The sequence below is a fragment of the Occallatibacter savannae genome (assembly GCF_003131205.1).
Taxonomy (GTDB): Bacteria; Acidobacteriota; Terriglobia; order Terriglobales; family Acidobacteriaceae; genus Telmatobacter; species Telmatobacter savannae.
Map to the genome: position 1 here is coordinate 37,705 of NZ_QFFY01000009.1, position 22,909 is coordinate 60,613.

Genomic DNA, 22,909 nt, shown 5'->3' on the forward strand with positions numbered 1-22,909 from the left:
GCCGGAGTGTTCGGGTTTCTCGCGTGCAAAAAGATTAGGCCCGCCTCTCAGTGAGAAGCGGGCCCGATTCGGTGCTGCTGTGCGGTTAAGCTTTGGCTGAAGTCAGCTGGCCGAGGTCAGCTGCCATCTTCTCCGTGGAGAAGGCTTCGAGCGTGTCGCCTTCCTTCAGGTCGCCGAATCCGGCGATGCCGATACCGCACTCCATGCCGTTCGTCACTTCGCGGGCATCGTCCTTGAACCGCTTGAGCGATCCAATCTTGCCCTTGAAGATCTGTTCGCCATCGCGCATCACCTTGATCTCCGAGTCGCGGCGGATGGAGCCGTCCTGTACACGGCAGCCCGCGATGGTGCCGACCTTCGGAATTCTGAAGACGGTGAGCACCTGGGCACGGCCCATGTAGTTTTCCTTGAAGGTAGGCTCGAGCAGTCCAAGCATTGCGAGACGCATCTCGTCTTGCAGTTCGTAGATGATAGAGTGCAGCCGGATCTCCACATCTTCCTGCTGCGCCAGTTCAGCGGCCTTGCGCTCGGGGCGCACGTTGAAGCCGATGATGATGGCGTTGGAAGCGGTGGCGAGCAGCACGTCGCTCTCGGTGATGGAACCGACACCGGAGTGGATGACCTTGACGCGTACCTTCTCGGTGGACATGCGGACGAGCGAGTCGGCCAGCACTTCGACCGAACCGGTCACGTCGCCCTTGATGATCAGCGGGAGGTCCTTCACGCCAGCCTGGCGGATCTGCTCGGCGAGTCCTTCGAGCGAGACGCGGGAGCTCTTGGCCAGTGTGGCCTCGCGTTCCTTCATCTTGCGGTACTGCGCAATGCCCTTGGCCTTGTCGCGGTCCGCAACTGCGAGGAAGGTATCGCCGGATTCCGGCATCGCTTCGAGTCCGAGCACTTCGACCGGAGTTGACGGGCCAGCCTCTTCCAGAGCGCGTCCGCGATCGTCGAACATGGCGCGAACCTTGCCGTAGGTGTTGCCGACGATGTAGCTGTCGTTCAGGCGCAGGGTTCCATCCTGCACCAGCACGGTAGCCACCGCACCACGTCCGCGATCGAGCTTGGCTTCGAGAACGGAGCCGACGGCCTTGCGTCCGGGTGTTGCTTTGGGACCCTTGATGTCAGACACGAGGCAGATCATCTCGAGCAGGCGATCGAGGTTCTCGCGTTTCTTTGCCGATACGCGAACGTAGGGAGTCTCGCCACCCCATTCGTCCGGGGTGAGGCCGCGATCGGCGAGCTGTTTCATCACGCGATCGGGATTGGCCTCCGGCTTATCGATCTTGTTTACCGCAACGATGATGGGAACGTCCGCTGCTTTGGCGTGATCGATGGCTTCGAGGGTCTGCGGCATGGCGCCGTCATCGGCTGCAACAACGATGACGACGATGTCGGTGACCTTGGCGCCGCGTGCACGCATGCGGGTGAAGGCCTCGTGGCCCGGCGTGTCGAGGAAGACGATCTCGCGGCCGGAAGCCGGAGAGCCTTCCTTGGTGAACCGGACTTTGTAGGCGCCGATGTGCTGCGTGATGCCGCCGGCTTCTCCTGCAGCAACGTCGGTTTCGCGGATCGCGTCGAGCAGCGATGTCTTGCCGTGATCGACGTGGCCCATGACGGTGACCACAGGAGCGCGCGGGACTTCGACGAAGTCCGTCTTCTCGGTATCGAGAACTTCTTCGATGGCCTGATTCTCGAGCTCTTCTTCGTAGCTGATGACGGTGGCAGCCGCACCGAATTTCGCGGCGACGTCCTTGACCATCTCAGCGTCGAGCGACTGGTTGACTGTGACAAAGACTCCGCGCATGAGCAGGATTGCGATGAGGTCCTTGGCGCGGATTTCGAGCTTTTCCGCGAGGTCCTTAACGCTGATGCCTTCGGTCACGGTGATTTCACGCGTGATGGGGAGCGGCTCGTCGCTGAAGTTGGCTGCGCCACCAAAACGCGGAGGTGGCACAAAGCCCTTCATCGGGCCTTCTTTGGTCTTCGGATACTGCTGGCCACTGCGACGGCCTCGGTTGTTCGAGGCGCGTTGCGGCCGAGGAGCTTCTCCGGCGGGAGGTGCTCCGCCCGGTCCACCGGGACGAGGTCCGCCAAAGCCGGGCCTTGCACCGAAGCCGGGGCGCGCGCCGAACCCGGGACGAGCGCCTGGAGCGCCGCCGGGGCCACCGGGAGTAAATCCGGTGCGTGTCGGGTGCTTGGGACGTGGTCCTCCGGCAGGGAACTGGCCGGGAGCGCCCGGAGTGCGCTGCTGGAAGCCGCCCGGAGCGCCTGTGGGTCTGCGATCGAAGATGGGTCGGCCGCGCTGCAGGCCTCCACCTTGCGGAGCAGCGGGCGCGGTAGTGCTTGCGGCGGCTACCGGGGGCGCCTTGTACACGGGACGCGGCCCGGTCTGCGGCATTACAACGCGGCGTGGAGCGGGCACCGGCGGCGCTGGTGGCGCTTCGGGAGCCTTCTCCTCCGGAGGGGCCGGAGCGGCTGCAGCGGGAGCGATGGGCTCGGCTGGTGTTTCCGTTACGGGTGGCACCGGAGCCGCTGGTGCAGGTGCTGCGGCAACGGATGCTGTCGAGGCGGCGATCTCCGGCTTCTCGGGCGCCGCAGGTGCTGGGGGCGCTGGCGCAGCGGCGGCAGGAGGCTTCGGTGCGACAACCACCACCGGTTTCGCGGGCTCGGCTGCAGCCGGCTTCGGCGCTGCCGCCGCAGTGGGCGGCACGGCAGCGGGCGGTCGTACCACCACGTTCTGCGGCGGGACCACCGTCACTGCTGGACGCGGAGCCGCTGCGCCGGCCGGTGCCTTCGCAACAACGGTTCCAGCCGGAGGCTTGGAAGCGATCGCAGGCGCCGGGGGCTGCACGATGGCGGGTGCTGGCCGGGGCTGGGGCACAATCTTGCGGGGCTCGGGACGCGCGGGCGCGGCCGGCGGTGCTGCTGCGGCGGGCGCTGCGGGCTTTGCCGGCGCCTTCGCCACAACGGGCGCTGGCGGCACCGCTGCTTTGCTGGGCGGCACCATGCTCTTGCGAGCTTCTGCCTCTTGTTCCTGCTTCTTGGCCAGAATGGCCTTCATCACGTCGCCGGGCTTGGAAACGTGAGAGAGATCGATTTTCGGTGTAATCGCCTGGGACGCGCGCGAAGACCCGGCACCTTGACCTGCGGGGCGCGATCCTGGCTGGAGTTGCGCGCGAACCTTGTCAGCTTCGTGCCCTTCGATCGAACTCGAGTGTGTCTTGCCTTCAGCCAGACCGAGTTCCGCGAGGACGTCAAGAATCTGCCTGCTCTTGACTTCCAACTCGCGCGCGAGATCGTTAATTCGAACCTTGCTCATCCGCCTCTTTTCAGAATGTGCTGCCCAAAGCCCTTAGTCGCTCATAGCTACCTCATGGCATTGGAGGTTTGCGTTACCACCATTATCGCTTGAATGGCGTTGAAGAGCGCGACGCATTTAAGCGCCACCCTCTTCGTCGTCTCTCGTATTTTCTTCTTCCGATGCCGGAACGTTGGCGACAGCGAGCTCTTCCGCGGTCTCCCCGCCGTCTTCCGCCTCTTCCAGCACCTCTTGCGAATTCTCAGTTTCAGCTTCCGCAGTTGCGGCGGCAGCCTCGGGAGTTTCGATCTCGGACTCTCCGTCGGAGACGTTCTCGGTGTCCGCGGCAGCCGTAAGCGCGGCAGGTTCGTCAGAACCCTCCGCCTCCGGAGCACCCGCGACGCCCGGCCCGCCTTCACCGGCCGGGGCTTCTTCACCCTCTTCAAAGTGGCCGAAATAGTGGCGGACCGCGACGCTGATGCGTTCCAGCGTCTTCTCGCCGATACCGGGAATCTCCTCGAGCTGCTCCGGCGTCATGTCTGCCAGAGATTCGACCGTGGTGATGCCGGCAGCGACCAGCTTCTCAATGATGCCCGCTCCGAGCTCCGTAACCTGCTCGATAGGAGTGGAGGGTCCACCGGTGAGAGCCTGCATCTGCTGCTCGACTTCCTGGCGCTTCTCCTCTTCGCTCTTGATGTCGATCTTCCATCCCAGCAGCTTGGCGGCGAGACGGACGTTCTGTCCCTTCTTTCCGATGGCAAGCGAAAGCTGGGTGTCGTCCACGATCACCTCGAGCTGCTTCTCGCCCAGATCGGTGATGGAGACGCGGCTTACCTTCGCGGGCTGCAGAGCTTTTTCGGCAAAGGTGGTGATCTCTTCGCTGAACTCAATGATGTCGATCTTCTCGCCGCGAAGCTCGCGGATGATCGACTGCACGCGCATGCCCTTCATGCCCACGCAGGCGCCGACTGGGTCGACGTCCTTGTCGCGGCTCTGGACGGCGATCTTGGTGCGTTCGCCGGCTTCGCGGGCGATGGCCCGGATGGCGACGGTGTTGTCGTAGATCTCCGGCACTTCGGACTGGAATAGGTTCTGAACCAGTTCCGGAGCTGCGCGGGAGACGATCACCTGTGGGCCTTTAGCTGCGCGGTCCACCTTGAGCAGGACCACGCGAACGCGCTCGCCAACGGTGAACTGCTCGAGGCGCGACTGCTCCCGCTTGGGGCAGCGTGCTTCTGCCTTGCCAAGATCGAAGATGATGTCCTGGCCTTCGATGCGCTTGACCGTCGCGTTCAGGACTTCCTTCTCGCGGTGTGCGTATTCCTGGAAGACGGTGTCGCGCTCGGCCTCGCGGACCTTCTGGAAGATCACCTGTTTCGCGAGCTGCGCGGCGATGCGGCCCAGCGGCGTGGTGTCTTTATACATGCGGATCTCGCTGCCAACCTCAACGCCGGGAGCAAGCTCGCTGGCTTCTTCCAGGGTGATCTGGTTGACGGGATCCTCGACCTCATCGTCATCAGTGACAACGGTCTTATAGACGTAAGCGGTGATTTCGCCGGTGTCCTTGTTCAGTTCTCCGCGCATGTTCTCCTGGGTCTTGTAGTACTTGCGGGTGGCAAGGGCGATCGCCTCTTCCACGGCGCCGACAACGATCTCGGGCTCGATGCCCTTCTCGCGGCTCAGGAGTTCGATACTTTGATACAAAGCGCTGGCCATTCTCTTACTCTCTCGATTGCTCGGCAATCGAGCCTTTCGGCTGATTGCACTTCAAAAATTGCGGTTCGGGAGTTCTCGCGGTGTTCATCCCTGCTGTTCAGCGCCGTTGCGCCTAAATCTCCGGGATCAGCTCCGCCTTCTCGACATTCTCGAGAGGGATCTCCACCTTCTCAACGCCTGCTTTGCGGCTCTTGCTGTTCTGATGCATGGCCGCCAGATCAAGCGTAATGATTCTGCCCGAGCCCGCCTCCAATCGGCCTCTCCAGTGCCGGTTGTTGCGAATGGGCTCGAACGTCTGCACTTTCACCAGGCAGCCAGCAAAACGCCGAAACTCCTCTGCCCTGGTCAACTTCCGATCCAGACCCGGCGAACTCGCCTCAAGGGTGTACTCGCCACCCGGAACCAGGTCCTCCACATCCAGCAGAACTCCGAAGTCGCGGCTGAACGCCTCGCAATCCTCGTGCGTTACGCCGGAAAGCTGCTCAACAGTTAGCCTGCCTTCCACCAGCCGCTCCGGAAGCCCCTCGGCCCCCGCGGCGATCTGCGCTTTCAACTGCCTGCGGCCTTCCTCATTCTTCTCCAGGAACACCCGCAGGGTTCTTTCCTTGGCCGGTCCGGAGAGGTCGATATCTACGACATCGAGACCGTGCGAGCCTGCTACCCGCTCGGCGGCTTTCCGGATTTCGTCAAGGTTAGAAGCCATCAACACCCAGCCGCCTGTCACTCATTCTGAAGGAGTTCCCGGCCAATCCTGCGGCGGCTCCGGGCAAAATTCGCACCAAATAAAAAGTGGGCTATAAGCCCACTCATCTCTCCGCCACCCCGGCAACCTCACGGGCAACACAGGCGGACAAACTCGTTCGCCTGATTAGAATACGGCGTTTCGTGTGGAAATTCAACGCCCGACGCGACAGGAGGAGATTTTCGCAAATTTGAAGCTTTGCGATGAAAGGTCTGGAAAGGGGCGGTCCGGGCATGCAAAAATTGGTCCCCCTGCCCTTTAGTTGTAAACCGTTTCAGCAAGCTTGAACGGGGCCGGACGCAGACGAAGGTAATGACTTCTTCATGATTGGAATGAGTAGCTTACGATCGTGGCACTCCGGAGTGACTCCCTTACCACTATTGGGGTGCAGTCACGGGGTGTTGTTACCGGAATAATGGCTTAGCTCAGTATGCGGACACTCTTCCAGCGCGTCGTCGTAGCCATCGTATCGACGATTGTTGTTGCCACGGCCGGTGCGCTTGGGGGCTACGTTCTCGGTCACGCGTACGCGCTTCGGCAGACCGAATCCCGGCTGGATCAGTACGCGAACCGTGTTCTGCTTGAGACGATCGCGTCCACTTCTGAATCGCGGGCAATGCTGGAGACGATGAATGGATCTCCGTACCAACTTTGCTCGGACGCTGAGATCGAGTATTTTCGCCAGCTGATCTTTCAGTCGCAGTATCTGAAGGCGGCTGGGCGCATGCGCAACGGCCAGATCGAGTGCTCCACCACTTCCGGCCGCAATCCTCTCGCCGTGACGCGGTATTCACCCGTGATGGCCCGGCAGGATGGAACCAGGATCTACAAGAATCTCGCCCCGTTCCGCGTTGACGACCAGAGCGTCGTCGCGGTGCAACTCGGTGAGTCATTCATCGTTTACAACCCCTACAACTTCGCTTCGCTCGCAGCTCCTCCGATGCACTTCACCGCGACTGCGATCGATGCTCCGCGGCACCGGATGGGGCAGATGATCGGAGACAGCCCGATCGTGCCTGAAAACATCCTGACGCGCGAAGTCAAGGCGAACGTCGGCAACACCCTCTATGCAACGCGCTGCGCGAAGGATTCCAGCGGTTGCCTCACCGCGTACATCTCAATGAACGACGCACTCGCGATGAACCGGAAGTATTCGATGGTGTTCATCGGACTGGGAGCGGCTTTCGGCGCGATCTTCGGGCTACTATGCCCCATGCTCTACAGCCGTAACAAGAGCGTGGAGCAGCAACTGATCCGCGCCATTCGCGCAGACGCGCTTTCCGTCGTTTATCAGCCAATTGTTGAACTCTCGACCGGGCAGATCGTCGAAGCAGAGGCGCTGGTGCGCTGGACGGATGAATACAAGAACAACGTCAGCCCCGACGTTTTCGTGAAGATCGCGGAAGAGAAGGGATTTGTAGGCGAGATCACCAGGCTAGTGTTGCGCCACGCACTGCGCGATTTCGGCGCGACACTTCGCGCGCGCCCCAGCTTCAGGATCAACATCAATATCGCCGCGGCTGACTTGGCCGACAGCGAATTCATACCGATGCTCGACAAGCAGCTCAACGAAGCTGAAGTTTCGCCACGCAACCTGGGCGTCGAGATTACAGAGAGTTACACGGCCCGTCAGCAGGTGGCGCGCAACACGATCCTGCGCCTCCGCCAGAGAGGCCATTACGTGGCGATCGATGACTTCGGCACAGGCTACTCCAGCCTCGCCTATCTGCACGATCTCTCGGTTGATGCCATCAAGATCGACAAGGCATTTACCAAGGCGATCGGCACGGATGCGGTCACGGTTTCAATCCTTCCGCAAATTCTGACGATGGCCGAGACGCTCGGGCTGAGAGTGGTAGTCGAAGGTATCGAGACAAAAATTCAGGCCGACTACTTCGCCGCAAGCGATCAGGACATTCATGCGCAGGGATGGCTGTTCGGGCGGCCTGTTCCTGCTCGCGTATTTCTGCAGATGCTCGATGAAGAAGAAGCGCGCCTCACCAAACAGGCTGAAGAAGAGTTTCCGTCCGGCGCAATCGTTGTCACTTCCTAGGCAGGCTGAGTTCTTCGCTGTCGGATCATTGGCGCGCTGAGCCCCAACGCGCAACAATACGGAGATGAAGATTTCCCGGGTTCTGGCGTTGGCGTGCTTCCTGCTTGCAGCCATCTCTGTTGCACCAGCCACTGAAAAACAACTGGCGGCGGACTACCACGCCCGCCGGGTCGCGCTCGGCAATGCTCTGCAGGGCGGCATTGCAGTGCTCTTTGCTCCGGAAGAGCCGGTGCTGGACTTCGACGCGCACCGCCAGGATTCGGACTTCTACTACCTCACCGGTTGGGATGAACCCGGCGCAGCGCTCATGATCGTGGGGCCGACCCCGGCGGACAAGGAACGCCCGGGCCAGACAGCACATCCGCGCGAGTACAAGGAGATTCTGTTTCTTCCCACGCGCAATCTGCGGCTCGAACAGTACACCGGGGCGAAGATGGACGCCGCGACTCCGGGCGTAACGCGCGCCACCGGGGTAGACAATGTTGAGCCCATGACGAGCCTCGCCGCAGATCTGAACAAGCTGATCGCAGATGATCGTCGGGTCGCGATAAACGTGTGGACACAGCCGCACGTGAAGGCCGCCGACTCTCTCCTGGACTTCACCGCGGCAACGCTCGGCACGACGGCAACAGAGCCGCGTGATGTGACAACGCTGACGATGCCGCTGCGCGAAACGAAAGACGCGCGCGAAATCGATCTGCTCAAGAAAGCGTCGGAAGCGTCGATTGCAGGTCAGCGGGAGATGATGAAGGCCGTCAAGCCTGGCGAGACGGAGCGGACGATTGCGGGGATCATGACTGCCGCGTGGTACCGGAATGGATGTGAGCGGCCCTCGTATGCGCCGATTGTAGGCACGGGGATCGATTCGACCATTCTGCATTACTCCGCCAACGCGCGCACGATCGAGGACGGAGATGTCGTGGTCGTCGATGCCGCCTGCGAGTACTCGATGTACGCGTCGGATATCACGCGTACGATCCCGGCGAATGGCCACTTCACCGCGCGCCAGCGCGAGATCTACGACGTCGTGCTTGGGGCGCAGAAGGCGGCGATCGATGCCTTTGTAGCCGGCAAGTCGAAGATCAACGACTTCAGCCATCGCGATCCCGACACGCTGGATGCGGTCGCCTTCAGCTACATCAACACACATGGAAAGGATCTGCACGGGCAGCCCCTTGGCAAATACTGGCTGCACGGTCTCGGACACATGGTGGGGATCGATGTACACGATCCGGCGCAGTATCCGGCGGTGCTCAAGCCAGGCATGGTGTTCACGATCGAGCCGGGCGTTTACATTCCGGAAGAAAAGCTTGGCGTGCGGATCGAATGTGATTTCCTCGTTCTGCCGGATGGAAAGCTGCTGGACCTCGATGCGGATCTGCCGCACACAGCGGATGAGGTTGAAGCCGCGATGAGGAACTAGCAGCGATGGATGACTTCGATCAATCTCCGACCGGTCAGCTCGATCTTCTGAGCAAGGCGTTCTCTGACCAGCTGCTGGCTTGTCTGGAAGAGTGCGCGCGCGGACGGCGGGGACTCTTCGCAGACGTCGCGCTGACGGAAGAGGACGAGAGCAATCGCGAGTGGCCCGAAGCTGCGCGGTTGCGCGAACTGGCCCAGGCGCTGCAGAACGTCTTCGCGCAATACGAGCAGCGCAACCCGCTCTGCGATGAATTTCTCGACCTCTGCTCGATGCATGGCGAAAGTCACCCCGGCGAGCCGAGGCTGGCGCGCATCTTTCTTGCGCGGATCGAAGCCGGTCAGGTCGGCACTCCCACCGAGGAAGCGCGCAAGCCATGGTAGTGTTGCACGCGTTCTTTGCTCTCGCGGCAGGCTTCGCGACCATGGCGATTCTTGTCACGTTCCTGACGGTGCTGCTGCAGAAGCTCGTGCCGGACTGGACGGAGGCGTCCGGACCGCCGACGCCCGGCTATACCTTCGTGAATCTGGGATGGACCTTTGTCGCCGCTGGAGCGGGAGGATTCATCACCGCGTGGATCGCAGAGCACAATCCTCTGATCCATGTGCTTGCGCTGGCGATCTCTGTGCTGCTGCTGGCTGCTCTCAGCGCGCTTCAGCAGCGAGGAAAACTGCCGGTCTGGTATCTGCTGGCGCTGGTTGCTATCACTCCGGTCGGTGCATTCGTAGGCGGGATGCTCCGCCTGCGTCTGCTCGGCTTGTATTGATCTTTGAACTCGCAGAAAAATGCCGCCTGATCCTATGGACCGGGCGGCTTTGTTTTTGTAAACGAAGCTAGCTTACCAGCGCAGGCCTATAGTGACGGGGATGATCTTGGTGTCTGCTCCGACTGTGGTGACGCCAAGCCCATTGGGAGTTGCGCCGATCACGGCCGGTGAGAGCACATCGAGATACCGCGCTTCAGCAAAGAGCTTCATTCTTCCATCGCCGTTCCAGCCCGCGAAGCGATGCTCGATGCCGCCGCCAATATTCCATCCGCCCTGGTTCGAGGAGAAGTGGCCGACGACCTGATTCTGTGTCACTCCGTAGCAATAGCCGAAGTAGTCGCAGTAGTAGCCCTGCTGCGGATCAGTGAAGTTGGTGACCTTGCGATAAAATCCGCCGCCGCCTACGCCGTAGAAAGTAACGGCGCTCTTCGGGTTCACTTCATACATCGGATCGAGCGTGAACGACCACAGTGTGTCGTAGCCGCCAGTGGCTCCCGCTTCTGCGACGATCGCGTCCGGCAGCTTGCTGTGGATGAACTGGTATTCGAGGTTCAGGCTGAAGTGCTGGTCCACACGGTACCCGGCGCCCACGGTGAAGTTGTATCCCCAGCCGATGTAGGGAGAGGAATCATTGGTCGGTGCCGCGAAGCCGCCTCCGACTTCATAGGTCAGGTGGCTCCTCACTCCGCCACCGCCTCCGCCCGGCCGGGAACGGTTGTCGTATTGTCCAGCGCCCGATGCACCGGGCTCGGGAGCTGACGGCAGCGCCGCATCCGTTAGATCGGGAGCTGGATTGGAGCTGGAGTACGTCGCAGAGGCCGCATCGGAGCTCGAATAGGCTGCCGCGTCGTCCGCGGCAGAGACGTGCTGGGCGCTGGCAGAACTGAATGCCAAGGCAAAGGCGCCGGTCAGGAGAGCAGTGCGCCCCATGAGCGACAAACAGCGAACTGAAGTCATTGAATCTACCTCGCTAGATAAGTACCTGTACACAGGAGTTGAAGCCATCCCCCGTAAGGACTTAGACTCCTTTTCGTTTTCAAAGTTGCTTTCATCTCCCACATAACGAAAGGGCCGGAGTACCCTCCGGCCCTTTGCTTTGATCGGGTTGAAACTTTGCCCTTGCCCTACCCCTGGATATCGAATTGCTCCGGATGCAGGGTCGGATCGCTCTTGATCAGGATGTTTTTGCTGAGCAGATCCTCAAATTCGTTAATCCAGCTTCCGTTGTTGGACTTGAGCACCTTGACCGTATCCGGGTGGACCCGCAGCATGACATCCGCCGATTCGAGGTGCCGCTTCATCTTGCGCAGCTCGATGTAGATCTCGTTCGCTACGGTGCTCGGGCTCTTCACCATGCCGGTGGCCTGGCAGGTGGGGCAGGGAACCGACAGCGTACGCTCCAGCGACTGCTTCACGCGCTTGCGCGTAATCGCCACCAGACCGAAGTCGTTAAACTGCAGAACCTTGGTCGGAGCGCGGTCGCTCTTCAAGGCTTCTTCGAGAGCAGCCATCACCTTGAAGCGATTCTTGCGCTCATCCATGTCGATGAAGTCGATCACGATGATGCCGCCCAGATCGCGCAGTCGGATCTGGCGCACGATCTCCGGAATCGCGTCAAGGTTGGTCTTGAGAATCGTGTCTTCAAGACGCGCCGTTTTGCCGACGTACTTGCCGGTGTTGATGTCGATAGCGACCAGAGCTTCAGTTTGATTGATGACGATGGATCCGCCGGACTTCAGCCACACTTTGGAACGCAGGGCCTTCGAGATTTCGTCCTGGATGCCGAAGTGCTCGAAGAGCGGCGTGTCCTTCGTGTAGAGCTTTACGCGGCGCACGAGGCTGGGCGAGAAGCGATTGAGGAAGCGCACGATGCGTTCGTAGTCTGCTTCGGAATCGACCCAGATCGACGAGAAGTTGCTGCTCACCTGATCGCGCAGGATGCGCTCGATCAGCGAGAGGTCGTGATAGATGAGCGCCGGAGACTTCGATGCTTCTGAGCGCTGCTTGATTTCGTTCCAGAGGTGAATCAGGAAGCGTAGATCGGCGCGAAGGTCTTCTTCCGACGCACCCTCGGCAGCCGTGCGGACGATGAAGCCGCCCGAAGCGTCGCCGCGCTCGTGAACCAGAATCCTCTTCAGGCGCTGACGCTCTTCGTCAGAAGCGATCTTGCGGCTCACGCCAACGTGCGAGACCGTGGGCATGAATACGAGGAAGCGGCCCGGCAGCGCGATGTGGCTGGTGATGCGCGCGCCTTTCTTCGCAATAGGCTCCTTGGCGATCTGCACCAGGATCTCCTGGCCCGGCTTCAGCAGGTCAGAGATGATGGGCAGATCGGATGTCTGAGCAGAACGACGAGACGGTCCGCGACGGTCGCCGGAGCGATGTCCGCGATCGCCTCCACGGTCTCCACGCTCTCCGCGGCCACGCCGACCGCGTCCCCCGCGTTCGCGACGCTGCGGTGCATGGCCATCGCCCGCTGGCTGGGCTTCCGCGGCTGCCGGTTCCTCTTCTTCTTCCTCTTCGGCATCGTCAGCTGCTTCTTCGCCGTTCTTGTCGTCGAAGTCGAGCTGGATGCGGTGGTCGAGATGCGCTTCCTGCAGCATCTCGCCGAGCTCGCCGGAGCGGATCTGCGTGTGCAGCTTCTCTTCTTCCTCGTAGTCGTCGAGATCGTGCTCTTCGCCCTTGTGGTGCTGGCGCGAGAGGTCGTACTCCTCTCCTTCGATCACTTCCTCTTCTACGAGTCCTGTACCCGGCGAGAAGGCGGAGACGGCTGGAATGGATGCGGGACGAGGCTCGTCTACATGCTGCTCCGGCGGCTCGTGGCCTTCGGGCGGCTCTTCGTCCGATCGCTTCTTCTTGCCGCCGAGGCCAAACAGGCGGAACTCAGCTGGCGGAAGCGGATCGACATGATGCGAAGCACTGCGATCGCCTTCGAACTCCGTGCTCTCCCGTTCGCTGTGTTCGCTTGCGCCCGGCTCCGAGGCGAACCCAACCTGTGGCTCCGACGCTGTGCCCAGCTCCGGCTCTACGCTTTCGCCGAGTTCGGATTCGGTGGACGTCTCGCCTGCAACAGCATGGGGTTCATAACCGGTGGAACCAGCTTCGTAGGTCTCTTCAACTACATCGTCATCCGGCAGGGCGGAAGCGAACTGAGACGAGGTGTGTTCCGGCTCCGCCTCTGTTAAGTGATCCTGCTGAACCTCCTCGACAAACTCCTGCTCTTCGATCTCGTCTGCTGAACTGGCCGCAGCCGCAGATTCAACGTTAGCTTCGGGCTCTTCCGCCCGGCCGCCGCGATGCCGCGAGAGCGATTCGCCGGGAAGCAGGCCGCTACCGTCCCACACGATCGGCGATTCGATGAGGGTCGCTGGCTTGTACGTGGATGCCGGACGCGGCGGTGCGGCAGGCTCCGCAGACTTCGTGGTCTCTGCAGGCGTGCCGCCGTACTTCGAAAGCGACTCACCCGGCAGAACGAACTTCTCGGCAGCTTGCTCTGAGCGTCCGCCTCGCGGTGCGGCAGGGGCGTGGATCTCGTGAGCCACCTCCGGCTCTGAGGGAGCACTCTCACCCGCAGTGGTATCGAGGAACTCTTCTGACTCTCCTGCGGGAGCTGCGGCTACATTGCTGCCCCGGCCACCGCGACGGCGGCGGCGGCCGCGCCAACGCTTTGCGCCCGGTTCTTCCGCCCCTTCAGCCGAGTCTTCTTGATCGTGAATGGTTGCCAGAGGTGCGTGCTCCGCCTCGCTGGTTTCAAGGCCGATCTCAGGGGCCCGCTGTTCGCGCTGTTCACGCCCGCCACCTCGCTGACCGCGATCGCCGTGGCGAACTTCGCGCGGAGGCTGGTTGCCGCCGCTGGCGGCAGCTTTCTCAAGCTCGTCGGAATCTTCCGATTCTTCGAGTTCGAGGAAGTCTGTGACGTAGAGGAAGGCGTCACGTTCCAGTCCGATATCGACGAATGCGGACTGCATGCCGGGGAGCACGCGGGTTACGCGTCCGTTGTAGATGGATCCGGCCAGCGTGTATTCATTTTCGCGTTCGTAATAGATTTCCGCGAGCTGATCGTCTTCTAAAATTGCAAGCCGCGTCTCATGCGGCGTGCTGGAAATACAAATCTCTTTTGCCATCGTGCCTTTCCGCCCAGCGGATTATTCCGGCTGGGGCAATCGGCAAGGTGGAGTGGAGATGCACGCGGATGGGGAGGAGGTTGGGAACGTACCTGAGGGATGACCGATGTGAGACTCGCAAGCCGGGGGGAGGACCAGCACTCAACCTTCCGGGAGGCGCCGATCCCGAGCGATTGCTCGAGGCTGCGAGTGTTTCGTGATCGTGATCCGAAAGCAGAGAGTTTGTGGCCTTCCGATCGGTTACGACTGTTTGCGACGCTTCGTCGCAACCTTGTAACCAGGCCCATGCCAACCAGATGATCGACATGAGCGGGGCCGTTAGACACCGGAGATCCGCGCGATCCAAACTGATCGCTGAAATCATCCGGCTTGCCCGTCTCTGCGTGCTCATTGTGAACCCGATTCCTGCCCGGCGCTCAATCCACCTGGACCTCGCCGGATATGGCATCCGCCTTGTGCCGCTCTCCGCTTTGCCGATCTCCCCGCATCACGTGAGCGGCTGGATGGCATTGCGAAGGCACCGGCATCGGTGAGGATGCGAAGTACTTACAATCTTGTCTCCTGGGGCTCCGGAACCTCCCGGTGGACCTCAAGAGGGTGATACCCGTGCAATCTTGCCCTTCGGACCTTCGCTCCGACGCCGGATAACCTTGACGCCGGTGGACCGAAGCACCCAAATCAGTTTACGAACCTGCGCATGCGGATATTCATCACCACGCCGAGCGCGAGGAAGGTAAACAACACCGAGGATCCGCCGTAACTCATTAACGGTAAAGGGATTCCGGTGACTGGCATGAAGCCAATGACCATGCCTACGTTGACCGCAATCTGGAAGGTCAACACAGCCACGATCCCCATAATAATGAGGGACCCAGGCAGGTCGGCGGCTGTTTGAGCGTTTTGAATCAAACGCATCAATATGAGGAAGTATAGCAGCAGCACGAATACCGCGCCCACAAACCCATGCTCCTCGCTATAAGCGGCGAAGATGAAGTCGGCATGGGGGATGGGAATGAATGCACCCTGGGTCTGGGTGCCCTTTTCAGCCCCTTTGCCCCAGATTCCGCCCGCGCCTACTGCGATCTTGGCTTGGAGCACCTGGTAGCCAGCGCCGCGGGGGTCGTTATCGGGATTGATGAAGCCGGTGAGGCGCGCCTTCTGGTAGGGCTTCAGAAGCTTCCCGCTGCTCCAGCCACCCACAATCAGCACCAGCCCCGCGGCAATCAAGATGGAGGCTTGCTTCAGGTTGATTCCGCCGAGGAACATGCCGATGATCAGCACCGGAACGTAAGTCAGAGAGGTTCCGAGATCAGGCTGCTTGAGGATCAGCAGCATGGGGACACCGACCAGCGCAAAGCCCTTGCCGATCTCTTTCCACGTGAGATTCCGCGCGCCGAGGTTGGCGAAGTAGCGTGCCACGGCCAGGATCATCACCAGCTTCATCCACTCCGAAGGCTGAAAAAGGATAGGCCCGAGTTTGATCCATCGGCGAGCGCCGAGAGCCTTGTGCCCGATGCCCGGAATAAGCACGGCCATTAGAGCGAAGAGGAAAAAGCCGTACGCCCACGGAACAAAGTCGATCAGCTTGTGATAGTCGATCCGCGACAGGACGAACATCGCGATGAGGCCGCCGACGATCCAGTAAATCTGCTTGGTGTGGAAGCCGACGTACTTGGTGTGCAGCGTGGCCGAGTAGATTTCGAGTACAGAGACGACGCACAGCGCTCCGACCAAGCCGAGGAGCATCCAGTCGAAATCGCGAAAGCTCATGAAACGGCGCATCTGGCTCATTGCGATTTCACCTGCGTGGGTTTACCGGGGAGTGCCGGCTGTGGGCTGAGTTTCGCCGATTCCGATCCGGGTTGCGCCGGCTTGGTGGACTTCAGTTGCGGCGTGGCGGTGCTGGCTGCGGATGGCTTAGTACCGTTTTGAACGCTGCTCTTTTGAGCGGAAGGTGCGGCAGGTCCCGGTTTGGACGCAACGAGCGACCTACCTGCTCCGGACGGAGGAGCCGCGACTGTGCCGTTTGCTCCGACATAGAACTTGCCGGCCTGGATCTTTGTTGCGGGTTCTCCCCGGCCGCCCGAGGCGGGATTCGGATTTGTCCAGACAGCGCCAACTTCGACAGGCGGGGGATTCGGAGCCTTCACCGGCATCAGGTTGTTTTGCAGGCGACGCTGCTTTTCGACGTACGCGGCGACGATGCGAGCGCCTAGGCGGGCAGGGTAGTAGCTGAACTCTCCGTGCTCCCAGAGAACCGCGATCACGAGCTCGGGATTGCGGCGCGGCACCACGCCAACAAACCAGACATTGGGGCGGGTGTTATGGCCCTTGCTGGTCTTGTCGAGGGCCTGGTGGCTCATGACCTGGGCGGTGCCGGTTTTGCCGGCGAGATCGATGCCTTCGAGGTGTGCCGAGCCGGCCGTGTGGAAGAGTCCGGGCTGCGTCACCTGCGCCATGCCATCGGTGATGGTCTGCCAATTGTCGGGATCGATGGGTAACTGCGCATCGCCTGAGCCGGGCAGATTCTCATAGAGGTCTTTACGAAACTCGGCTGGAAGCTGATCCGGAGCAACAACGTGCGGCCGAACCAGGTGCCCTTCTGACGCGATGCCGCCGATTATGCGGGCGAGCTGGAGAGGGGTCGCGGCCACTGCTCCCTGGCCGATGGAGACGTCAAGCGTTTCGTCGGGATACCAGCGGCGGTGGTAGTTCTTCATGAGCCAGCGCTGGCTGGGCATGAGGCCTGCCTGCTCGCCGGGAAGGTCAATGCCGGTCTTCTGTCCGTAGCCGAAAGCGGTGGCGTATTTCGAAATGCGATCGATGCCAAGCTTGTCGCCAAGCTGGTAGTAGAACGTGTCGCAGGAGTAGGGGATGGCGTTATGGATGTCGACCGCGCCATGTTTCTCGTCGCAATGGTGGAAATAGCCGTACGGGCCCCAGCCACCTGCGCAGTTCACATGAAGATTTTGCGCGACGCCTTCCTGCAATCCGGCGACGGACATCAGGATTTTGAAAGTTGACCCCGGCGCAAGCTGCGCCTGGACGGCCTTGTTCATCAATGGGTGATCAGGGTCCGTGATGAGCTTGTTCCACTCGCCGCGATCGATCTTCACTGCGAATAGATTCGGATCGAAGCTGGGACGCGAGACCATCGCCAGAATCTCGCCATTGCGTGGATCCATCGCGACGACTGCGCCGTTGCGATCGCCAAGCGCGAGTTCCGCCGCTCTCTGCAGGTCGTTGTCGATCGTGAGCTTCAAATCCTGGCCCGGAACGGCGTGCTGGATGCCGAGGAAGCCAACTTCGCGGCCATGGCTATCGACGATGACGTCGCGTGAGCCGTCCTGCCCGCGCAGAACCTGGTCGTACATCTCCTCGACGCCACCCTTGCCGACAACATCGCCAGGCTCGTACGCGGCGTAACGCGTCTGGTTGAGGTCTTCTTCGCTGACTTCGCCAACATACCCGATCAAGTGCGATGCGTAGCCATCTCGCGGATAGAGGCGGCGCTCGCCTTCAATGGTTTCGAGTTCTGGCAGTTCGTTGCGGTGAGCTTCGATGAAAGCCTGCTCGTCCGCGGTCACGTCTTCCTTGATAGGAATCGGCTGATATCCCGGCGCCTGCCGGTAGTGATGCAGCGTTGCCTTGAGCTGATCGAGGTCGAGATGAAGGCCGCGGGCGATCATCGGCAGGTCGGCATCGACGTTGCGGTTCTGCTCGCGAACGAGGAAGCAGGACACTGATGGATAGTTGTCGACGACCGGCCGGTTCTCGCGATCGAAGAGCTTGCCGCGGGGGGCAAGAATCGGCACCTTGCGGATGCGGTTCTGCTCGGCGAGCATGCGGAAGTTCTGCGCGCCAAGAATCTGCAGACGCCAAAGCCCGGCCGAGAGCGCCAGGATGAGCGCAAGAATGGCGTACTGGACCACCGCGAGCTTGAGGGTGGAGAGCTTTTCGCCGCGTGTGACCTTGTCAAAAGCCATGGGAAGCTACTACTAGGATACCCCTATCCTGAATTGTTCTCTGGATGTGTTGCCGGCGCCAGCCCCGTTCTTTTCGACCCTGAACCAACGTACTCAACCAAGGATCGGCGGAACGAACCCCGGCGTCTCAGTCCCGGATTTTCGCTCGATCGAGAATGGGGAAGAGCACCAACGCGATCACCGAGTTGCCGATGGCTTTGTAAAGCTCCGCCATCCAGTTTGTGTCAACCGACATGCCCAGAAGAAAGCGCACGACAAAAAAGTAGGTTGCGCTGCCGACCAGGGACAGAACGAAGGTCATGATCAGCCGCACCGCGTGATTCTCAACGTTAACGAGAATGCCGACAGTGGCCGCGAGATAGCCGACCAGGGTCTTCGCGATGCCGTTGATGCCGATCGGGTGCCCGGTCAGCGCGTCTTCAAAGATGCCGAGGATGCCGCCAAGAATCGAACCTTGAATCGGGTTGCGGCGGCTTAGCCCAAAGAACACGGTGACAACCAGGGGCAAGTCGAAAGCCGCATACCGGTGCAACAGCCGCGGCAGCCATGCCTGCAGGACTACGGCGAGCACAGGCACCAGGGCGTAGATCAACACCGGGTAGCGGTGGATCTCGTAGTCCCGACGCGCATCGGCAGATAGCACTGACATGGCTATTGCTTATCCCCCTGCGGCGCGGGTGCTGGTCTGGAGTGATCGGGCGGCTTCCCGGTCGTCTTCGGGGAAGACTGGAGGTCCTGCGCCGGCGGGGCCGCTGGCGCCGTGTTGGCCGGCGTGAAGCGATCCGGATGCAGGGGAGCGGTCGGCCGGCTCGGGAACCCGGGGTTGGACGTGTCGTTCAGCGGCTGCTGGTCTGGCGGAAGCTTGGGATCGATGAGCCCGGGGAGTTTCTCAGCCATGCCCTCCGAGGTCTTCTGCTTTTCAGCCTCTGCGCCCTTCAGGGTCTCGCTCGTCGCGATGTCCTGCTGCTGCTCTTGCGAGAACTGCGGTTCGGTCGCGGTGATGACCAGGACCTCATCAAGCTGGTCGAGATGCGCGGCCGGCTTGAGGACAACATCGACAAACCCATCGCGCTCAGGATCGTTGACAACCTTGTCGACCACGCCAACCGGAAGCCCGCGGGGGAAGATCTGATCTCCGCCGGCGGTCAGAACGCTGTCGCCTGGCCTGATGCGCTGGTCGCTGATGACGTCGACGATTTCAGGACGGCCCTGTGCGTTGCCGCGGAGGACGCCGCGGATGCGCGTCGACTCCATAATGACCCCGGCCCCGCTGGACTGATCGTTGATGGCGAGCACCTGGGCGGTGTGGCCGAAGACATCGCGTACCTTGCCGACGATCCCGTCTGGTGTAATGACGGCCATGTCGCGATCAATGCCGTCTTTCTTTCCCTTGTTGATGGTGAAGACGCGCGACTGCTCGGTGCCGCTGGTGCCGATGACCTCGGCCGTGACGGTCTTGTAGATGTACTTCTGCTGGAAGTTGAGCAGCGCCTGCAGACGCTGGCCTTGCTTCGCATCTTCGAGCAGCGCGGCCTGTTCGAGGCGCAGCCGGTCGATCGTCTTTTGCAGATCAGCATTCTGCTCGCGGACGTGGCGAAGGTAGAAATAGTTGTTCCAGATCCACGAAATTCCAGAGCCGGTGTTGTGCAGGGCTTTCTCGGGCGGGCTGACGATGCCGTTCGCCCATAGCCGAATCAGCCGAACTTCCTGCCCATCGCCCTGACCGGTGTTCGCACGCCGCACCTGCATGGCAAGACCCAGAATCTGCGCCACAAGCAGGGCCAGCAGCACGAGCAGATTTCGGTAGCGAACGACGAAGGATTCCATGGGGAGTACAGTTTCCAGTCATCAGTTGCCAGTCGCCAGTAAGCTCATCAGCTGACAGCTGGTAACTGGAAACTGGCGACTGCTTCAGTCGATTTTGATTTTTCTCAGCAGGCGGAAGTCGGACAGCATCTTTCCGGTTCCGAGCACGACGGAGGCCAGCGGGTCGTCGGCGACGGAAACGGGCAGGCCGGTTTCTTCACGGATCCGCTTGTCGAGGTTCTTGATCAGCGCGCCGCCGCCTGTCAGCACGATTCCGCGATCGGAGATGTCGGCGGAGAGTTCCGGAGGCGTCCGCTCTAGCGCTACGCGAATCGCGTTCATGATGACTGCGATGCACTCGCCCAGCGACTCGCGGATTTCGCTGTCATCGATCGTGATGGTCTTCGGCACGCCTTCGATGAGGTTGCGGCCTTTGATCTCCATCGTGAGCGGCTTATCCAGCGGGTAGGCCGAGCCGATTTCAATCTTGATCTGCTCTGCGGTCCGCTCGCCGATCAGCAGGTTGTACTTGCGCTTCAGGTAGTTGGTGATGGACTCGTCCATCTGGTTGCCGGCCATGCGGACCGAACGCGAATAGACGATTCCGGAGAGCGAGATGACTGCGATGTCGGTGGTGCCGCCGCCGATGTCGACGACCATGTTGCCGCCGGGCTCGGTGATGGGCAGGCCGGCGCCGATAGCCGCCACCATGGCCTGCTCGACGAGGTAGACCTCACTGGCCTTGGCGCGATAGGCGGAGTCTTCAACGGCGCGCTTTTCAACCTGCGTGATCTCAGAGGGCACCCCGATGACGATGCGGGGGTGGACGAGCATCTTGCGATTGTGGGCCTTCTGGATGAAGTAGTTCAGCATCTTCTCGGTGACTTTGAAGTCAGCGATGACGCCGTCCTTCATCGGCTTGATGGCCACGATGTTGCCCGGGGTACGGCCCAGCATGTCCTTGGCTTCCTTGCCGACGGCCTCCACCTCACCGGTGTTTTTGTTGATCGCCACGATCGAGGGCTCGTTGACCACGATGCCCTTGCCGGCGGCGTAGACCAGTGTGTTGGCGGTGCCCAAATCAATGGCGAGATCGCTCGAAAACATCGAGAAGAGTGAGCGCAGGCCATGCGACCGCGAAGTGCGCGAAGGATAACCGTTCTGGGACATTTAAAAGGTACTCTACCTCAAAAACATTGTACGGTGACTCTTCCTGCTAATAACAAACACCGCAGGTAATAGGAAGCGGGGGGACATTTGTAAATACCCCGTTCGCATCACGGTGAGAGGGGAAAACCGGAAGCCGATAAGGTCATTCTAAGGCAGCTCTGGCTGTCTGTACGTGACGCTTGGCCATCAGACGCGCGTTAACCCAGATAGGCTAAAATCAGGGGGCTTCGAGAAGAGAAAACCCCTCTATCCGGCCACCCTGCTGCGAATACTGTCCCAGGCCGAGTTTTATAACTGATAACTGGCAACTGATAACTGAGCACTGACTATGACCTACCCCACGTATCACAATCTGATCGGCGGTGAGTGGATGCCCGCTGCGAGCGGGAAAACCACCCTCAACGTGAACCCCGCAGACCACGATGACGTCGTCGGCTCATTCCCGTCTTCAGGTCCCGAGGACGTAGCCAAGGCCGTCGCCGCCGCAAAGAAGGCCTTCGCGACCTGGCGCTTGGTGCCCGCGCCCAAGCGGGCGGAGATCCTCGTCCGCGCCGGAAACCTGCTGCAGCAGCGCAAGGAGCAGTTTGCCCGCGACATGACGCGCGAGATGGGCAAGGTGCTGGCCGAAACACGCGGCGACGTCCAGGAAGCGATCGACGAAGCGTTTTATGTCGCAGGGGAGGGTCGGCGGCTCTTCGGTCAGACGACTCCGTCGGAGTTGCAGAACAAGTTCGCGATGTCTATCCGGATGCCCGTCGGGGTGGTAGGCCTGATCACGCCGTGGAACTTCCCCATGGCGATTCCCAGCTGGAAGCTCTTTCCTGCCCTCGTCGGCGGCAACACCTGCGTCATCAAGCCCGCGACCGATACGCCGCTCTCGACCTACAACCTGGTGCAGACGCTGGTGGATGCCGGCCTGCCCGACGGGGTGGTCAACATTGTGAGTGGCAGCGGCGGCTCAACCGGCAACGCCCTCATCGAGCATCCCGATGTTCGGGCCATCAGCTTCACCGGCTCGAGCGAGGTTGGCTCGCACGTGGCGCAGCGAGCGGCAGCGACCTTCAAGCCCGTGTCATTGGAAATGGGCGGCAAGAATGCGCAGATAGTGCTGGATGACGCAAACCTCGAGCTCGCGCTGGAAGGCGCTCTGTGGGGTGCATTCGGCACGACGGGCCAGCGCTGCACGGCGACCAGCCGAATTCTCTTGCAGAAGGGAATCGCAAAGAAGTTCACCGACGAATTCGTGGCCCGTGCCAAAGCGCTGAAGATCGGCAACGGGCTCGACGAGTCGGTGCAGGTGGGCCCGCAGGTAAACAAAGGCCAGATCGAGACATCGACGCAGTATGTGGAGATCGCCACAAAGGAGGGCGGCAAGCTCCTCTGTGGCGGACACGCGCTCACTGCGGGCGACTACGCCAAGGGGACGTTTTTCGAGCCGACCATCTTTGCCGGCATCACGCCCAACATGCGCCTGGCGCGCGAAGAAGTCTTCGGCCCGGTTGTCGCGATTCTCGAGTTCGATACCTTCGAGCAGGGGATCGAGATCGCGAATTCGATTGAGTACGGGCTCTCGAGTTCGATGTATACGAAGGACCTGAACCGCGCCTTCGCCGCTATTCGCGACCTCGAAGCCGGCATCACCTACATCAACGCCCCGACGATCGGCGCTGAAGTGCATCTGCCCTTCGGCGGAGTCAAAGCCACCGGCAACGGCCATCGCGAAGGAAACGGCGCCATCGACTTCTTCACGACGTGGAAGGCGGTCTATGTCGATTACAGCGACAAGTTGCAGCGTGCACAGATCGACAACGCAGAGTGACAATCCTCA

At 61.0% G+C, this 22,909-nt stretch carries 15 protein-coding genes; 5 read left to right on the forward strand and 10 right to left on the reverse strand.

The window, feature by feature from the left end; all coding sequences use genetic code 11:
- Positions 1-85 precede the first annotated feature (85 nt).
- From infB to DHV10_RS25055, 3 genes are all read right to left on the reverse strand, one after another.
- Positions 86-3,319: a translation initiation factor IF-2 gene (gene infB, locus DHV10_RS25045; protein WP_109489166.1), complete on the reverse strand. Its 3,234-nt coding sequence runs from the start codon at positions 3,317-3,319 to the stop codon at positions 86-88.
- Between the two features lie 117 nt (positions 3,320-3,436).
- A complete protein-coding gene (gene nusA, locus DHV10_RS25050; RefSeq protein ID WP_109489167.1) occupies positions 3,437-5,014 on the reverse strand; it encodes a transcription termination factor NusA in 1,578 nt (525 codons plus the stop codon).
- Between the two features lie 112 nt (positions 5,015-5,126).
- Entirely contained in the window at positions 5,127-5,717 is a 591-nt protein-coding gene (locus DHV10_RS25055) for a ribosome maturation factor RimP (protein WP_109489168.1), read from the reverse strand.
- Positions 5,718-6,186: 469 nt separating this feature from the next.
- Here DHV10_RS25055 and DHV10_RS25060 point away from each other — a divergent pair, with 469 nt between their 5' ends.
- From DHV10_RS25060 to DHV10_RS25075, 4 genes are all read left to right on the forward strand, one after another.
- Positions 6,187-7,809: an EAL domain-containing protein gene (locus DHV10_RS25060; protein ID WP_109489169.1), complete on the forward strand. Its 1,623-nt coding sequence runs from the start codon at positions 6,187-6,189 to the stop codon at positions 7,807-7,809.
- A gap of 64 nt (positions 7,810-7,873) precedes the next feature.
- Positions 7,874-9,232, forward strand: coding sequence for an aminopeptidase P family protein (locus DHV10_RS25065; protein WP_109489170.1), 1,359 nt, complete (start codon positions 7,874-7,876; stop codon positions 9,230-9,232).
- A gap of 5 nt (positions 9,233-9,237) precedes the next feature.
- The gene (locus DHV10_RS25070) at positions 9,238-9,612 is read left to right on the forward strand and encodes a hypothetical protein (RefSeq protein ID WP_109489171.1); all 375 of its coding nucleotides are present in this window, start codon (positions 9,238-9,240) and stop codon (positions 9,610-9,612) included.
- Positions 9,606-9,995, forward strand: a complete 390-nt coding sequence (locus DHV10_RS25075; RefSeq protein WP_109489172.1) for a hypothetical protein — start codon at positions 9,606-9,608, stop codon at positions 9,993-9,995. Before DHV10_RS25070 ends, DHV10_RS25075 begins: the two co-directional genes overlap by 7 nt.
- A 72-nt stretch (positions 9,996-10,067) precedes the next feature.
- Here DHV10_RS25075 and DHV10_RS25080 read toward each other — a convergent pair whose 3' ends face one another.
- The 7 genes from DHV10_RS25080 to DHV10_RS25110 all read right to left on the reverse strand — a co-directional run bounded on the left by DHV10_RS25080 (position 10,068) and on the right by DHV10_RS25110 (position 21,081).
- Positions 10,068-10,952 carry an outer membrane beta-barrel protein gene (locus DHV10_RS25080; RefSeq protein WP_162601874.1) on the reverse strand — a complete coding sequence of 295 codons (885 nt, stop codon included), beginning with the start codon at positions 10,950-10,952 and terminating at the stop codon, positions 10,068-10,070.
- A gap of 167 nt (positions 10,953-11,119) precedes the next feature.
- Complete coding sequence (locus tag DHV10_RS25085) at positions 11,120-14,119, reverse strand: Rne/Rng family ribonuclease (RefSeq protein ID WP_109489174.1); 3,000 nt, start codon at positions 14,117-14,119, stop codon at positions 11,120-11,122.
- A gap of 678 nt (positions 14,120-14,797) precedes the next feature.
- Positions 14,798-15,901, reverse strand: a complete 1,104-nt coding sequence (rodA, locus tag DHV10_RS25090; RefSeq protein WP_109489297.1) for a rod shape-determining protein RodA — start codon at positions 15,899-15,901, stop codon at positions 14,798-14,800.
- 5 nt (positions 15,902-15,906) lie between these two features.
- Positions 15,907-18,105, reverse strand: coding sequence for a penicillin-binding protein 2 (gene mrdA, locus DHV10_RS25095; RefSeq protein WP_109489175.1), 2,199 nt, complete (start codon positions 18,103-18,105; stop codon positions 15,907-15,909).
- 127 nt (positions 18,106-18,232) lie between these two features.
- Positions 18,233-18,754: a rod shape-determining protein MreD gene (gene mreD / locus DHV10_RS25100; RefSeq protein WP_109489176.1), complete on the reverse strand. Its 522-nt coding sequence runs from the start codon at positions 18,752-18,754 to the stop codon at positions 18,233-18,235.
- Positions 18,755-18,756: 2 nt separating this feature from the next.
- Positions 18,757-19,932, reverse strand: coding sequence for a rod shape-determining protein MreC (gene mreC, locus DHV10_RS25105; RefSeq protein WP_109489177.1), 1,176 nt, complete (start codon positions 19,930-19,932; stop codon positions 18,757-18,759).
- Between the two features lie 84 nt (positions 19,933-20,016).
- Entirely contained in the window at positions 20,017-21,081 is a 1,065-nt protein-coding gene (locus DHV10_RS25110) for a rod shape-determining protein (RefSeq protein ID WP_109489178.1), read from the reverse strand.
- 328 nt (positions 21,082-21,409) lie between these two features.
- Between DHV10_RS25110 and DHV10_RS25115 the strand changes: the two genes are divergently transcribed.
- On the forward strand, positions 21,410-22,900 hold the full coding sequence (locus tag DHV10_RS25115) for an aldehyde dehydrogenase family protein (RefSeq protein WP_109489179.1): 1,491 nt from the start codon (positions 21,410-21,412) through the stop codon (positions 22,898-22,900).
- The last annotated feature ends 9 nt before the right edge of the window (positions 22,901-22,909 follow it).